General features: G+C 73.3%; 9 protein-coding genes. 8 read left to right on the top strand and 1 reads right to left on the bottom strand.

Annotated elements, in window-relative coordinates; genetic code table 11:
- Window positions 1-514 precede the first annotated feature (514 nt).
- The 6 genes from gatC (at window position 515) to LO772_RS11610 (ending at window position 8,037) form a co-directional block, all read left to right on the top strand.
- Window positions 515-814, top strand: coding sequence for an Asp-tRNA(Asn)/Glu-tRNA(Gln) amidotransferase subunit GatC (gene gatC, locus LO772_RS11635; protein ID WP_231778331.1), 300 nt, complete (start codon window positions 515-517; stop codon window positions 812-814).
- Window positions 815-816: 2 nt separating this feature from the next.
- A complete protein-coding gene (gene gatA, locus LO772_RS11630; protein ID WP_231778330.1) occupies window positions 817-2,310 on the top strand; it encodes an Asp-tRNA(Asn)/Glu-tRNA(Gln) amidotransferase subunit GatA in 1,494 nt (497 codons plus the stop codon).
- A 44-nt stretch (window positions 2,311-2,354) separates the two neighbouring features.
- Complete coding sequence (locus LO772_RS11625) at window positions 2,355-2,585, top strand: hypothetical protein (RefSeq protein WP_231778329.1); 231 nt, start codon at window positions 2,355-2,357, stop codon at window positions 2,583-2,585.
- Window positions 2,586-2,659: 74 nt separating this feature from the next.
- The gene (gene gatB / locus LO772_RS11620) at window positions 2,660-4,144 is read left to right on the top strand and encodes an Asp-tRNA(Asn)/Glu-tRNA(Gln) amidotransferase subunit GatB (RefSeq protein ID WP_231779504.1); all 1,485 of its coding nucleotides are present in this window, start codon (window positions 2,660-2,662) and stop codon (window positions 4,142-4,144) included.
- Between the two features lie 454 nt (window positions 4,145-4,598).
- Window positions 4,599-4,781, top strand: coding sequence for a hypothetical protein (locus LO772_RS11615; RefSeq protein ID WP_231778328.1), 183 nt, complete (start codon window positions 4,599-4,601; stop codon window positions 4,779-4,781).
- 283 nt (window positions 4,782-5,064) lie between these two features.
- Window positions 5,065-8,037: an ATP-binding protein gene (locus LO772_RS11610; protein ID WP_231778327.1), complete on the top strand. Its 2,973-nt coding sequence runs from the start codon at window positions 5,065-5,067 to the stop codon at window positions 8,035-8,037.
- Window positions 8,038-8,131: 94 nt separating this feature from the next.
- Here the strand turns inward: LO772_RS11610 and LO772_RS11605 are convergent, their stop codons facing one another.
- Window positions 8,132-9,289 carry a PQQ-dependent sugar dehydrogenase gene (locus tag LO772_RS11605; RefSeq protein ID WP_231778326.1) on the bottom strand — a complete coding sequence of 386 codons (1,158 nt, stop codon included), beginning with the start codon at window positions 9,287-9,289 and terminating at the stop codon, window positions 8,132-8,134.
- A 780-nt stretch (window positions 9,290-10,069) separates the two neighbouring features.
- Between LO772_RS11605 and LO772_RS11600 the strand changes: the two genes are divergently transcribed.
- Window positions 10,070-13,048, top strand: coding sequence for a putative bifunctional diguanylate cyclase/phosphodiesterase (locus LO772_RS11600; protein WP_231778325.1), 2,979 nt, complete (start codon window positions 10,070-10,072; stop codon window positions 13,046-13,048).
- A gap of 620 nt (window positions 13,049-13,668) precedes the next feature.
- Window positions 13,669-15,495: an acetolactate synthase large subunit gene (locus LO772_RS11595; protein WP_269453187.1), complete on the top strand. Its 1,827-nt coding sequence runs from the start codon at window positions 13,669-13,671 to the stop codon at window positions 15,493-15,495.
- Window positions 15,496-15,515 lie beyond the last annotated feature (20 nt).

Genomic DNA, 15,515 nt, shown 5'->3' with positions numbered 1-15,515 from the left:
GCGCGGCGGCGGATGGCGGCGGCGAGCGGACGGCGGCACACGCCCTGCCTGACCTCCGCGGCCCCGGGGGACGGGTCCGTCGATGACGACGAATGGCGACGGTCTTGCGGCGAGCGAACGGCGGCACGACGACCCCGCCCCCGCTTGACCTCCGCAGCCCCGGAACGCTCCGTCGACGCCCCGACGCCCCGACGCCCCGACGCCCCGCGCACCGACTCTCGGCTGGACGACCAAGGCCCGGGTCCCGCCCGGCTCTTCCCCGCGTACGGACGCCACCGGCACGCCCGCATACGGTCCCTGCCGACGCGAGACGACCCGGCGCCCCCGCGTTCGCCTCCGTCTTCGCCCCCGCGTCGTGGCCCCCCGCGACCGCTCGCAAGCAGCCCGGCACCCGGAAAAGCCGTCGTTCGGGGGGTGGATCCCGCGAGGGCGGGAATCGGCAAGCCCCTCCCGGGGCGGCACTAGGATGGCGGCGACGGAAACCATCCCCAAGCCACCTCGAAGGAATCGCTGCATGCCTGGCATCTCGCGCGAGGAGGTCGCCCACCTCGCCCGGCTGTCGCGGCTGGAGCTCGGAGCCGAGGAACTCGACCACCTCGCCACCCAGCTCGACGACATCATCGGCGCGGTCGCCCGCGTCGGCGAGGTCGCCGCCGACGACATCCCGCCGACGTCGCACCCGCTGCCGCTGACCAACGTCATGCGGCCCGACGAGATCCGCCCGGGGCTCACCCCCGAGCAGGCTCTCTCCGGTGCGCCGGCCGCCGAGGACCAGCGTTTCCGCGTACCGCGGATCCTGGGGGAGGAGCAGTAACGATGGCCGATCTGACCAGGCTCACCGCAGCCGAGACCGCCGCGCGGATCGCCGCGGGCGAGGTCTCCGCCGTCGAGGTCGCACAAGCCCACCTCGACCGCATCGCCGAAGTGGACGCCAGGGTCCACGCGTTCCTGCACGTCGACACCGAAGGCGCGCTGGCCGCCGCCAAGGCGGTCGACGCCCGCCGCGCCAAGGGCGACAAGCTCGGCCCGCTCGCGGGCGTCCCGCTGGCCCTCAAGGACGTCTTCACCACACGCGGCGTCCCGACCACGTGCGGCTCGAAGATCCTCGAAGGCTGGCTGCCGCCGTACGACGCCACCGTGACGCGCCGCCTCAAGGACGCCGGCGTCGTCATCCTCGGCAAGACGAACATGGACGAGTTCGCCATGGGTTCGTCGACGGAGAACTCGGCGTACGGCCCCACCGGCAACCCGTGGGACCTCGCCCGCATCCCCGGCGGCTCCGGCGGCGGCAGCGCCGCGGCCCTCGCGGCGTTCGAGGCGCCGCTCGCCATCGGCACCGACACCGGCGGCTCGATCCGCCAGCCCGCCGCCGTCACCGGCACGGTCGGCGTCAAGCCGACGTACGGCGGCGTCTCCCGCTACGGCCTCGTCGCGTTCTCGTCGTCGCTCGACCAGGGCGGCCCGTGTGCGCGCACGGTGCTCGACGCCGCGCTGCTGCACGAGGCGATCGCCGGGCACGACCCGCTCGACTCGACGTCCGCCGACGCGCCCGTGCCCGACGTCGTGGCCGCCGCCCGCGCCGGCGACGTGCGCGGCCTGCGCGTGGGCGTGGTCCGGGAGTTCGCCGGCGAGGGCTACCAGGCGGGCGTCCTCGGGCGCTTCCACGAGGCGGTCGACCTGCTGCGCGAGCTCGGTGCCGAGGTCGTCGAGATCTCGTGCCCGCACTTCGACTACGCGATGCCGGCCTACTACCTCATCGCACCGTCCGAGGCGTCGTCGAACCTCGCGCGCTTCGACGCGATGCGGTACGGCCTGCGCGTCGGCGACAACGGCGACCGCTCCGCCGAGGAGGTCATGTCGCTGACCCGCGAGGAGGGCTTCGGCCCCGAGGTCAAGCGCCGGATCATGCTGGGTACGTACGCGCTCTCGTCCGGCTACTACGACGCCTACTACGGCCAGGCGCAGAAGGTGCGCACGCTCATCACGCGCGACTTCGACGCCGCCTTCGCCGACGTCGACGTCCTGGTCTCGCCGACGACCCCGACCACCGCCTTCCCGATCGGCGAGCGCGCCGACGACCCGATGGCCATGTACCTGGCCGACTTGTGCACCATCCCGTCGAACCTGGCCGGGAACGCCGCGATGTCGCTGCCGTGCGGGCTCGCCCCCGAGGACGGCCTGCCGGTCGGCCTGCAGATCATCGCCCCCGCCATGGCCGACGATCGCCTCTACAAGGTCGGCGCGGCGGTCGAGGCGGCGCTCGCCGACCGCTGGGGCGCCCCGCTGCTGGACCGCGCACCGGCCTTGTGACCGTCCTGACGTTCTCGTACGTCCCGCATCGACAGGAGAGCCAGATGGCCAAGAAGAAGGCCCCCAAGAGCAAGGCCGCGAAGATCCTCGGCCTCGGTATGCAGGTGTTCGGCGCGATCGGTGTGATGAAGCAGATCAAGGAGGCGCGGGGCAAGAACGACAAGCTCGAACTGACCGACGCCATCGTCTCCGCCGCCGCCGTCGTCACCGGCGTCGCGCTGCTGATCCGCTCCTTCCGCGAGGAAGAGGAAGAAGCCGTCGAGGCGGGCCTGTGACCGCAGCCCGCGTGTGGCCGCCGAACCACGAAGCCCCTTAAGGAGTTGCACTTCCAGTGAGCACGACGAGCCTTATGTCGTTCGAGGACGCACTGGCCTCGTACGACCCGGTCATGGGCCTTGAGGTCCACGTCGAGCTGGGTACGAACACCAAGATGTTCTGCGGGTGTTCGACGGAGTTCGGGGCCGAGCCGAACAGCCAGGTGTGCCCCACGTGCCTGGGGCTGCCCGGGGCGCTGCCGGTGGTCAACCGCACGGCGGTCGAGTCGGCGATCCGCATCGGCCTCGCGCTGAACTGCGAGATCGCCGAATGGTGCCGCTTCGCCCGGAAGAACTACTTCTATCCGGACATGCCGAAGAACTTCCAGACCTCGCAGTACGACGAGCCGATCGCGTTCGACGGCTGGCTCGACGTCGAGGTCCGGGGCACGACGTACCGCGTCGGCATCGAGCGCGCGCACATGGAGGAGGACACCGGCAAGTCCACCCACGTGGGCGGCGCCACCGGCCGCATCCACGGCGCCGACTACTCGCTGCTCGACTACAACCGCTGCGGCATCCCGCTGATCGAGATCGTGACGAAGCCGATCGAGGGCGCCGGCGACCTCGCCCCCGAGATCGCCAAGGCGTACGTCGCCGAGCTGCGCGACCTCATCAAGGCCCTCGGCGTCTCCGAGGCCCGCATGGAGCTGGGCCAGATGCGCTGCGACGCCAACCTGTCGCTGCGCCCGCACGGGCGGGAGAAGTTCGGCACCCGGTCGGAGACCAAGAACGTCAACTCGCTGCGCTCCGTCGAGCGGGCGATCCGGTTCGAGATCCAGCGCCACGCGACGGTGCTCGCCGACGGCGGCACGATCGTGCAGGAGACCCGGCACTTCCACGAGGAGGACGGCTCCACCACGGCCGGCCGCGTCAAGGAGGAGGCGGAGGACTACCGCTACTTCCCCGAGCCCGACCTCGTCCCCGTCGCGCCCTCGCGCGCGTGGGTCGAGGAACTGCGCGCGACGCTGCCGGAGAAGCCGTCGGTACGCCGCAAGCGCCTGCAGACCGAGTGGGGCATCAGCGACTTCGACATGCAGTCGGTGGTCAACGCCGGTGCCGTGGACGCCATCGTCGACACCGTCGCGGCCGGTGCCGACTCCGACGCCGCCCGCAAGTGGTGGCTCGGCGAGCTGGCCCGCAACGCCAACGAACGCGGCGTCGAGGTCACCGCGCTGCCCATCACGCCGGCGCAGGTCGCCCGCGTCGCCGCGCTGGTCGCGGCCGGTGAGCTCAACGACAAGTTGGCCCGCCAGGTGATCGAGGGCGTGCTCGCGGGCGAGGGCGCGCCGGACGAGGTCGTCGAGAAGCGCGGCCTCAAGGTCGTCTCCGACGAGGGCGCGCTCGGCGCGGCCATCGACGACGCCATCGCGGCGCAGGCCGACGCGGTCGCCAAGATCAAGGGCGGCAACCTCGGCCCGGTCGGCGCGCTGATCGGGGCCGTCATGAAGGCGACGCGCGGGCAGGCGGACGCGGCGCGGGTGCGCGCGCTGATCCTGGAGAAGCTGGGCGTCTCCTGATCCGAGGCCGTCCTCGGCACGCCAGGTGAGACGCGCGAGGGGTGCCCCCGACACGGTGCGGGGGCACCCCTCGCGCGTTGCCCCCGGCGACCGCGGGACGCCGGGTGCACTGTCGGATCCGGCCGCGTCGCCTCACGCCGTATCGCCGCGTTGCCGCGTGCCGCGTCGCCCCTGCCCTGTCGCCCGTGCCGTGTGCCCGGTGCCGTGTCCCCCGGCCGCACGGGCCCGCCTTACGCCGCCGCCCGCGCTCCCACTACCGCCGCCACGCCGCCTGAGGCCCCCGCCGACCCGTGTCTGAGGAGGCCTTAGGCGCCGCCGGTGCCCGGCACCCCGGCCGGTTATGGCATCCGCCCGATGCCCCGCACCCGACTGGCACAGAAGTCTGGTGGCATGCCCCCGGAAGGCCCGCGACCGCCGGTCCGGAGACCCCGGGGCCACCCTCGGGAGCCGCCCCATGTACGAGTACGAAACGTTCCAGGCCCAAGCCCGCGAACTGCACCGCGTCGCCGAACACGAGCGGCTGGTCCGCCACGCCCTCCTCGGGCGTCGCGCGGCGCGCCGCCGCGCCGCCGCCGACGGGCGGCGAACACGCCCCGACGCGGGCGGTATCGAAGGAACCGTGCGCACCGCCGCATGACAAGACCCGGCGCGACGCCGCGAGCGCACGGCACGGGCCATCCGCCCGTCCCGTGCGCGCTCGCCCGGCCCGCGGCGCCGTGAGCACCCGCGCCGGCGGCGACCCGCTTCCCCCGCCGGGCCGCCGTACCGCTTTCCGGCCCCGCTCCGCGCAGCGCCGCAGGTCCACTGCGGGCCCGCAAAGCCGGACCACTTCCGACGTGCCGTGACGACCGGCGGCAATCGTCGCACCCGGGAGGAAAAGGGGGCGCTCTGTGTCGGCCGCGCGTGGCATGCTCGACAGCGTGTCCACTCCTGCGGCCAGTCCCGTCTTCGTCGGTCGGCTCCCCGAGCTGTCGCGTCTCGCGGACGCGCTCCGCGACGCCGATGCCGGCACGCCCGCGGTCGTCCTCATCGGCGGCGAGGCCGGGGTCGGCAAGACCCGGCTGCTCCAGGAGTTCTTCGCCCAAGTCGAGCCGAAGGGCACCGTCACCTCGGTCGGCGCGTGCCTGGAGCTGGGTGCCGAAGGGCTGCCGTTCGCCCCCGTCTCCGCCGCTATGCGCGCCCTCGCCGACACGGTCGGCGCCGAGCTGAACGCCGCGGTCGCGGGCCGCGAGCAGGACCTCGCCTGGGTGATGCCCCACCTCGCCCCCGTCCCGAACGGCGACGCGTCCGGCGACTACGACCGCGCCCGCCTGTTCGAGCTGATGCTCAGGGTCCTGGAGAAGCTGGGCGAGCACCGCACCCTCGTGGTCGCGTTCGAAGACCTGCACTGGGCGGACGCGTCCACCCGCGAGCTTTTGTCGTTCCTCGTCCGCTCGTTGCGCCGGGGCCGCATCCTCCTGGTCGGCACCTACCGCGCCGACGCCGTCGACCGGCGGCATCCGCTGCGCCCCTTCCTCGCCGAGCTGGACCGCATCAGATCGGTGCGCCGGCTCGACCTCGGCCGGCTCACGCTCTCCCAGGTCGGCGAGCAACTGCGCGGGATCCTCGGCGAGGATCCGCCACGCGGCCTGATCCGGCAGATCTACCGCAAGTCCGAGGGCAACGCCTTCTTCGTCGAGGAGCTGGCGTGCAGCGTGCGCCAGGGGTGCCTCACCGGGTTGTCCGACACCCTGCGCGACCTGCTGCTCATCCGCGTCGAAGAGCTGCCGGAGACCACGCAGCGGGTGGTCCGCTTCGCCGCGGTGGGCGGCAACACGGTCGGCCACGCGCTGCTCAGCGAGGTCGTCGGCATCGGCGGCGTCGAGCTGGACGAGGCGCTGCGGCCCGCGGTGTCGATGCATGTCCTGGTGCCGACCCGGGAGGGTGACGGATACCACTTCCGGCACGCGTTGGTGCGCGAGGCCGTGCGCGACGACCTGCTGCCCGGCGAGCGCATGCGCATGTACGTGCGGTACGCCGAGGCGCTCGAACGCGTGCCCGACCTGGTCCCGGCGGACGAGCACTCCAGCCGCCTCGCGATGTCCTGGTACCACGCGGGCCGTGCCACCGAGGCCCTTCCCGCCGCGCTGGCCGCCGCCGAGACCGCCCGGTCGCGGTACGCCTTCGGCGAGCAGTTCCGCCTGCTGGAACGAGCGCTGGAGCTGTGGGAGCAGGTCGCCGACGCCGAGGACCTCACCGGCATCACCCTGGTCGACCTGCTCATGGCGGCGATCCCGCCCGCGCGGTTCGACAACGCGTACGACAAGGCCCTCGCCTTCACCCGGCAGGCGCTCGACCTCGTCGACGCGGCTCGGGACCCGCGCCGCGCCGCCGCGCTGTGGACGATCCGGGCCGGCCTGCTGCGCGGCAGCAACCGGTCCAGCGGCCTCGGCGCACTCCAGAAGGCCGAAGGGCTGCTGGTCGGGCTCCCGCCGTCGATCGAGCACGCCCGGGTGCTCGGCCAGATCGCCCGCGACGAGATGCTCGACAACCCGACGGAGAAATCCGTCGCGACCGCGCGTGAGGCGCTGGCCATCGCGCGCGGCATCGGCAGTCCCGCCGACGAGGCGACCATCCTCAAGACCCTCGGGTGCCTCCTGGTCTCGCTCGGCCGTCCGCACGAAGGGCTCGCGGAGTTCGAGGAGGCCCGCGCGGTCGCCGAACGCGCGTCCGAGCCGGATATCACGTGCCTGGTCCTGAGCAACCTCTCCTCGGTGCTCGAAGGGCTGGGCCGGCACCGCGAGGCGGCCGACGCGGCCCGTGAGGCGCTGGAGATCGCGCGCGAGCGCGGCCTGATCCGCGGCATCGGCGCGTTCACCATCGGCAACCTCGCCGAGAGCCTGAGCGCGCTCGGCGAGTGGGACGAGGCCGGGCGCATCCTCGACGAGGTCTTCGAGTACGACCCCAAGCCCGAGACGCTGGGCCACGCGTACCGGATCATCGTCGAGCTGTCCTTGGCCCGCGGCGACATCGCGGCGGCCACCACCGCGTTGGAGGACGCCCGCCGGATCGCCGAGGCGGCGTATGTCGAACCGCAGTTCCGCATTCCCCTGCGCGCCCTGGAGGTCGCGGTCGCCCGGCGGCTCGGCAAGCTGGGCGATGTGCGCGAGCTGATCGCCCCGGACCTGCGCGCGGGCTTCCCGGCCGGTCACCAGCGGTATGCCTGGCCGCTGCTGGTCGAGGCCGCGCGGGCCGAAGGAGACGCGACCGAGCTGGCCGGATACCCGCGCGGCGGAGCCGAGTCGAAAGCCCGGCCGGAGGCGTTGACGCGCATCCGCACGGCGGCTCTCGCGCTCGCCCGCGACTGCCCGCTCGACGACGCCTTCGCCGTCAATCTGCGCGCCGAGCTCGCCCGTGCGGAAGGCGAGGCGACCGTCGCGCTGTGGGAGGAGGTGGTCGCGGCCTGGGAGCGGACCGAACAGCCGTACGCCCTCGCGCGCGTGCGCTCGCGGCTCGCCGCCGCGCTGATCGCCGAGGGCGACCGCACGCGCGGTGCCGCGGTGCTGTCGGCCGCACACGCCGCGGCCGTGTCCCTGGGCAGCCGGGCCCTCGTGGACGAGACCGAGCTGCTGGCCCGCCGCGCGCGCCTGCACCTGGACGCGGCCTCCTCGGCGGACGCCGGGGCGGCCGGGGCCGCCGACCCGGTCGGGGCGCCGGCCCTGACGCCGCGCGAGCGCGACGTCCTGCGGCTGGTCGCCGCGGGGCGCAGCAATCGGCAGATCGCGGAGGAGTTGTTCATCAGCGCGAAGACGGCGAGCGTGCACGTCTCCAACATCCTGGGCAAGCTCGAGGTCTCCAGCCGCGGCGAGGCCGCCGCGTTGGCGAACCGGCTGCAACTGCTCGACTCCGCCTGACAGCCGCGGCGTGCGGGCCGCGGGCCGCGGCCCGCACGGAGCCTCCGACGGGCCGCCCGGCACGGCGACCCGTCATCCCGGCGGTGTGCGCGCGTCAGCCGAGTTTGACGTCGAGGATGCGGTCGTCCCCGTCTCGGACCGTGCCGCGTCCGTCGGTGTTGCTGGTGGAGACCCACAGGCCGCCGCCTCCGGGCGCCGGCAGCACCGTGCGCAGGCGGCCGTACGTGCCTTGCAGGACCGACGTCGCGGTGCCCAGTCGCGTGCCCTCGATCGGCACCTGCCAGACGCGCGAGCCCTTGAGGCACGCGACGTAGATGACGTCGTCGACGATGGCGATGCCGCTGGGCGACGCCTCGTCGGTCGGCCACTCGATGAGCGGGTCGACGTACTTCGGGTTCCCGGCCCGGCCCTCGACCTCGGGCCAGCCGTAGTTCGCGCCCGGGGTGATGAGGTTGATCTCGTCGAACTTGTTCTGGCCGAACTCGGAGGCCCACAGGCGCCCGGCCGAATCCCACGCGAGTCCCTGCACGTTGCGGTGCCCGAGGCTGTAGACGGGCGAATCCGGGAACGGGTTGCCCGGGGCGGGCTTGCCGTCGGGGGTGAGCCGCAGGATCTTGCCGCCGAGCGAGCCGACGTCCTGTGCCAGCGGTTTGTCGTTCGCCTCGCCCGTGCCGGCATAGAGCATGCCGTCCGGGCCGAAGGCGATCCGCCCGCCGTCGTGGTTGGTGCCCGCCGGGATGCCGGTCAGCAGGACCTCGGGGGAGGTCAGGCCGGTGTCGCGGGCGTACTTCATGCGCAGGATGCGGTTGTCGTCGGCGGTCGTGGTGAAGAAGTACACCCAGCCGTCCTGCGCGAAGCCCGGCGACAGCGCGAGCCCGAGCAGGCCGCCCTCGCCGCGGTGTTCCGAGCCGGGCACGCGGCCGACCTCGACCACGCCGTTCGTGCCGGGGCCGAAGCGCGAGACGGTTCCGGTGTCGCGCGACGTGACCAGGGTGTCGCCGTCCGGCAGGGGCGCGATGCCCCAAGGCGAGTCCAGGCCCGTGACGACGTCGCCGGCCACGGTCACCGACGGCACCCCGGGTGCCGTCGGGGCGGCGGACGGTGCCGCGGAGCCCCCGGGCGGGGTCCCGGGCGCGGCCGGGGGGCCGGAGGGTGCCGACGGCGAACCGGCGGGCGCGGCATCGCTTCCGGAGTCGTCGCTACACGCCACCAGGCCCGCGACGAACACCGCGGTGGCGGCGAACCCGCCCACGCGTCTTCTCCACAGACTGCCTCGGACCACGCGTCCACCCACCTCACCGCGCCAGCGCGCTCGCACCCGGAACGCCGGGCCACCGACCCGACGACGTACACCGCGAACCCTAAAGTTCCCGGACGAGCGCGGCGCCACCCTCGTCCGGCGCCTTTCGTCCGCGGCGGTACGGGCCGGGTACGGACCGCGATGCGGCGTCATCGTCGGCGGGCCGGAAATCGCGCGGGCCGCTCCGGGGGTGGGAGAGCGCGCGCGGTACGGGCGTTCGACCCCGCGCACCCCTCGGTGTCGAACTCGCGTCCGAAAGTCTCATGTTCTGCGCGGAGTTGATCGGTCGTAGTGCCCCGGTATTCCTCAACTGTCGAACTTGACGGCATTTACTACCCACTTCGGCACATCTTCACGGGAACCACGCTTGTTGCTGGTGAAAGTTGGTCACTCTGAGTCTTGATATCCAAGCGCACAGTGACGGAACTGGTGTATCGTCCGAATCGTGTGAGGCGCCGCGGCAGTTCGCACGCAGGACTCGGCCTGGGCGGGCAACTGGCCCTGCGGCGGCCCTGTTTCGAACGTCCCGTACGCACCACACCACCGCTGTCGGTGGCCATCCGCCGTCAGTTCTGCGCCACGGCCGGGGGCACCCGGCCGGGAGGGGAGTCGTCAATGCCGGGGGACCACCGCGTCGATGCCTGCCGGTGGCTGGGAAGAGCGGCCCGTGGCGGGCGCTCCGAGCGGGCGTGACCGCTGACCTTGTCCGGAACCCGCACCAGGCGATGCGCCTTGTCCGTCGCTGCCCCGCTGTGCCTCGTCTACGCCGTCGGCGCGGTCCTGGGCTGGGGTGACCACACCGTCTCGCTCACCATGGGCGATTTCGGGCTGGCCCTCGCGGCGGCGACGGCCGGTGTCTCCTGCCTCGTCCGCGCCGTGCAGCTGCGCGGCAGCAGCGGGCTGTCGTGGGCGATGCTCGGCACCTCCGCGTGCATGGTCGCGATCGGCAACGCCATCTGGGGCTGGTACGAGGTCGTCCTCGACAGCGACGTGCCCAGCCCCGGAGTGGCCGATTGGTTCTTCCTCTTCTTCGCGCCGCCCGCGATCGCCGGCCTGCTGTTGGTCGCGCAACGCCCCAAGGGCCCCGCCGCGTGGTCGTGCCTGGTGCTGGACGGCTGGCTCATCGCCGGCTCGCTCTTCACGCTCGGCTGGAGCACGGCCCTGGCCCGGGCGGCCGACGGCGACCCGGCCGACGCCCTGTCGATCGCGCTGACGCTCGCGTACCCGGTCATGGACATCCTGCTCGTCAGCATGGTGCTCGGGCTGCGGTTCCGCCCCGACGGCGGCGACCGCGTCGCCCTCAACTTCGCCCTGGTGGCGCTCGCGATCACGGTCGTCAGCGACGCCCTGTGGACGGCCCCGGGGGTGCACGGCGGCTACCGCTCCGGCGGCATGCTGGACGCGGGATGGTTCGCCGGCAGCGTGCTGCTCGCCCTCGCGCCCTGGATGGGCGCCCCCGACCGGCCCGCGGCCGACCCGGGAGGGCACCGGACGGTCTCGATACTGTCCGCGCTCACCCCCTACATCGCCGCGGCGGTGTGCACCGCGGGCGTGCTCGGCGACGCGGTGGCGGGCCGGCAGCCCGACCCCGTGGTGCTCTTCGCGGGCGGCTCGGTGCTCGTCGTGCTGGTCGTACGCCAGGGCATCACCCTCGTCGACAACGTCCTGATGGCCCAGGAACTCCGGGTCAAGGAAAGCCACTTCCGGTCCCTCGTCCAAGGGTCAAGCGACGTCATCATGATCGCCGCCGACGACGGCGTGCTGGAGTACGTGAGCCACGCCGTGCGCCGGGTCTACGGCTTCGAACCCGAGGAACTACTCGGCAGCCGCCTGGAGTTGCTGATCCACCCCGACGATGTCGCGCACGTGCGCAGTGACTTGCGGCGCTTCCTGGACGAGGCCGGCCGCCCCGCGATGACGCGCATCGAGTGCCGCGTCCGGTCCGCCGACGGCGCCTGGCTGCACACCGAGTCCGCGGTCAACCGGTACGGCGACGGCATCATCCTCAACAGCCGCGACGTCACCGACCGCGTGCGGCTTCAGGCGCAACTCGAACACGACGCCTTCCACGACCGGCTGACCGACCTGCCCAACCGCGCGCTGTTCGAGGACCGCATCCAGCACGCACTGGCGCAACGCCGCGGCGAGACGCCGACGGTCGCGGTGCTGTTCCTCGACCTCGACGGCTTCAAGGCGGTCAACGACGCGGGCGGCCACGCGGTCGGCGACGAACTGCTGGTGCAGGCCGCGCGGCGGCTCGAACACGCGGTGCGCGCCGGCGACACCGTCGCGCGTTTCGGCGGCGACGAGTTCGCCGCGCTGCTGGTCGGGGACGCCTCGCCGGAGGCCATCCGGGAGATCGCCGAACGCCTGCTGGCGACGCTGTCCGCGCCGTACCGCATCAACGACCAGGACCTGCGGGTCGCGGCGTCGATCGGCATCGCGTTCTCGACGGCCGGTATCGGCCCCGCCGAGCTGATGCGCAACGCGGACCTGGCGATGTACCGCGCCAAGTCGCGCGGCAAGGGCCGCGTCGAGGTGTACGCGCCGCAGATGCACGTCGACGCCGTCCGCCGCGTCGAACAGGCCGCGCGCCAGCGCCGTGCGCTGCACGAGAAGCGGCTCGCGGTCTTCTACCAGCCGATCGTGGAGCTGGAGACCGGGCGCGTCCGCGATGTCGAGGCCATGCTGCGGCGCCGCGAGGACGGCGACGAGCCGGTCGGCGCCACGGAGTTCCTGCGCGTGTCCGGCGGAGCGGACGAGGCGATGCCCCTGGGCCGCTGGATCCTGGAGGAGGTCGCCGACCAGGTGTCGCTGTGGCGTGCCGCGGGCCACGACGTCGGGGCGAGCGTGAGCCTGCCGGCCGGGCAGTTGACCGGCCCGGATTTCGTCGAAGTGGTCGACGCGGTGCTGCGGCGCTCGGCGCTGCCGCCGGCGGCGTTGGCCCTGGAGATCACCGAAGACGCGCGCGGCGAGGGCGCGGACGCGCTGATGGACACGATGCTGGCCCTCAAGCGGCTCGGTGTCCGCCTGTCCGTCGCCGACTTCGGCACCGGCCACTCGTCGCTGGCCTACCTGCGGCGCATGCCCATCGACATGCTCAAGATCGACCGGTCATTCGTCGCCGAGATCGGAACCTGCCCGAATCTGACCGCGCTCACCTCCACGATCGTCCGCCTCGGCCTCGACATCGGCCTCACTCTCGTCGCGGCGGGCGTGGACACCCCCGAACAGGCCGCGCTCCTGCGGGACATGGGCTGCCAGCGCGGACAAGGCCGGTTGTTCGCCGGTCCGCTGCCCGAGGAGGACGTGCCGCGCGCGCTGGGCCCCGGCCGCCTGCGGGAACGCGGCACCCGGGACGACGAGGCCCCCGCGGCGCGGACGCCGGACGCGTTCCCCCGGCCGGAGACCGACGGCGGCGCGGCACACCGCCGCCTCGTACGCGGTCCGGCCGACCACGGCGCCGCGGAGGCCGACGATCCGGGCGAGCGCCGTCCGGTGGGATCCCCGGGGGCTGCCGCACCCGCCCCGACGGGTTCCGCGGGATTGCCCCGGGCCACCGGATCGGCCGCCTCGGCGGGATCCCCGCCCGGCGATATCCGCGACCTCGACGGCCCCGGCACGCTCGCCCCCCGGGACCGCGACCCCGGCACCGCCCCCGACCCCGCCGGCCGCCCACCCGCGGTCCCCCTCCAGCGCCCACCCGTGTGAAAACCCCCGTCGCCCACCCGCCCTGCCCTACCTCCCGACCGGCGCGCGCACCCGCACGACCGCGGACCCGTGCCACGCCCCTGACCGGCGCAGCCGCACGACCGCGCACCCCTGCCCCGCCCCCGACCGGCGCAGCCGCACGACCGCGCACCCCTGCCCCGCCTCGCGCCCAACGCACGCCCTCGCGCCGCCTACAGCCCACCCGCCCGGACTCGCCGCCTCGCCCATCGGTGGGCGACAGGCCGCCCGTCGCTGCCCGGCGTCCCGGCCGCGGCCCGCGCATCCGCTCGTCCCCCGCCCGCGCGCTGCCTCACCCGCCGGCCGCGCCGCGTCCACCCCGACGCGTCCACCCGCGGTGCTCGCTCCGCCCGTCGCCCGCGCGCCGGGCCCGGCCCCGGGCCGCGCGTTTGGCCCGCTCACCGGCCGTCCGCCACCCCTCGGTCACCCGCGGTCCGCATGCTGAGACCCGATGGGGTGCCGCTTGACACGCGACCATGCTCGGGGGAAAGGTCGTCGCATGCAGACCCGCATCCTCGTAGTAACGGCGCGCGTGAGCTGAGCACCCACAGCCCACGCGCCTCCCCTCGCATGCCTCACGGCACGAGGGGTTTTTTGTTGCGATGGACCGGAGGCAGACACGGGAACGCCGTCGCCCGCCCGCCACGAGATGCCGACCGCGATCGAGAAGAGAAAAGCCCATGACTGAGCAGGTGACAGGAGCACAGGCGCTGATCCGCTCCCTGGAAGCCGCCGGCGTAGACACCGTCTTCGGCATTCCCGGAGGAGCGATCCTCCCGGCGTACGACCCGCTCCTCGACTCGACGAAGGTCCGGCACATCCTCGTCCGCCACGAGCAGGGCGCCGGCCACGCGGCCGAGGGTTACGCCCAGGCCACCGGCCGCGTCGGAGTCTGCATGGCCACGTCCGGCCCCGGCGCGACGAACCTGGTGACGCCGATCGCCGACGCGCACATGGACTCCGTGCCGATCGTCGCCATCACCGGCCAGGTGGCCAGCGGCTCGATCGGGACGGACGCCTTCCAGGAGGCGGACATCTGCGGCATCACGATGCCGATCACCAAGCACAACTTCCTGGTGACCGACCCCGCCGAGATCGCGCCCACGATCGCCGCGGCGTTCCACGTCGCGTCCACCGGCCGACCGGGCCCCGTCCTCGTCGACATCTCCAAGGACGCGCTCCAGGCCCGCACCGAGTTCTCCTGGGCCCCCGGCACCCCCGAGCTGCCCGGCTACCGCCCGGTGACCCGCCCGCACGCCAAGCAGATCCGCGAGGCGGCCCGCCTGCTGTCCGAGTCCCGGCAGCCGGTGCTGTACGTCGGCGGCGGCGTCCTCAAGGCGCACGCGTCGGCCGAGCTGCGCGTCCTCGCCGAACTGACGGGCGCTCCGGTCATCACGACGCTGATGGCCCTCGGCGCGTTCCCCGACAGCCACCCGCAGCACCTCGGCATGCCCGGCATGCACGGCACCGTCGCCGCGGTCACCGCCCTCCAGCGGGCCGACCTGATCGTCTCGCTGGGCGCGCGCTTCGACGACCGCGTCACCGGCAGGCTCGACACCTTCGCGCCCAACGCGACCATCGTGCACGCCGACATCGACCCCGCCGAGATCTCCAAGAACCGTGTCGCGGACGTGCCGATCGTCGGCGACGCCCGCGAGGTGATCGCCGACCTCGTGGTCGCGGTCCAGGCCGAGCACGACGCCGGCCGGCGCGGCGACTACGAGGGCTGGTGGACGCAGCTCAACGACTGGCGCGAGCGCTACCCGCTGGGCTACGACCTGCCCGAAGACGGCACGCTGTCACCGCAGTTGGTCATCGAGCGGCTGAGCGCCATCAGCGGCCCCGACACCATCTTCGCGGCGGGCGTCGGCCAGCACCAGATGTGGTCCGCGCACTACGTCCGGCACGAGAAGCCGTACACGTGGCTCAACTCGGGCGGCGCCGGCACGATGGGCTACTCCGTCCCGGCCGCGATGGGCGCCAAGGCCGGCATGCCGGACGCCACGGTGTGGGCGATCGACGGCGACGGCTGTTTCCAGATGACCAACCAGGAGCTGGTCACCTGCGCGCTCAACGACATCCCGATCAAGGTCGCCGTCATCAACAACGGCAGCCTCGGCATGGTGCGGCAGTGGCAGACGCTGTTCTACAACCAGCGCTACTCCAACACCGACCTGCACAGCAAGCACGTCCCGGACTTCGTCAAACTCGCGGACGCGATGGGCTGCGTGGGCCTGCGCTGCGACAACCCCGACGACCTGGACGCGACGATCAAGCAGGCGATGGAGATCAACGACCGGCCGGTCGTCGTCGACTTCGTCGTGCACCAGGACGCGATGGTGTGGCCGATGGTCGCGGCCGGCACGTCCAACGACGACATCCTGGCCGCCCGGGACGTGCGCCCGGACTTCGGCGACGGCGAAGAGTGACCGGGGACCCCAGGGAAGGC

Origin of the sequence: Yinghuangia sp. ASG 101, assembly GCF_021165735.1 — a bacterium.
GTDB lineage: Bacteria > Actinomycetota > Actinomycetes > Streptomycetales > Streptomycetaceae > Yinghuangia.
The sequence above is the reverse complement of the archived record's forward strand: the minus strand, read 5'-3'. Positions and strand labels throughout refer to the sequence as shown.

Coding starts and splice junctions, on each gene's coding strand:
- gatC (WP_231778331.1), top strand. CDS start 515: ATGCCTGGCATCTCGCGCGAGGAGGTCGCCCACCTCGCCCGGCTGTCG.
- gatA (WP_231778330.1), top strand. CDS start 817: ATGGCCGATCTGACCAGGCTCACCGCAGCCGAGACCGCCGCGCGGATC.
- LO772_RS11625 (WP_231778329.1), top strand. CDS start 2,355: ATGGCCAAGAAGAAGGCCCCCAAGAGCAAGGCCGCGAAGATCCTCGGC.
- gatB (WP_231779504.1), top strand. CDS start 2,660: ATGTCGTTCGAGGACGCACTGGCCTCGTACGACCCGGTCATGGGCCTT.
- LO772_RS11615 (WP_231778328.1), top strand. CDS start 4,599: ATGTACGAGTACGAAACGTTCCAGGCCCAAGCCCGCGAACTGCACCGC.
- LO772_RS11595 (WP_269453187.1), top strand. CDS start 13,669: ATGGACCGGAGGCAGACACGGGAACGCCGTCGCCCGCCCGCCACGAGA.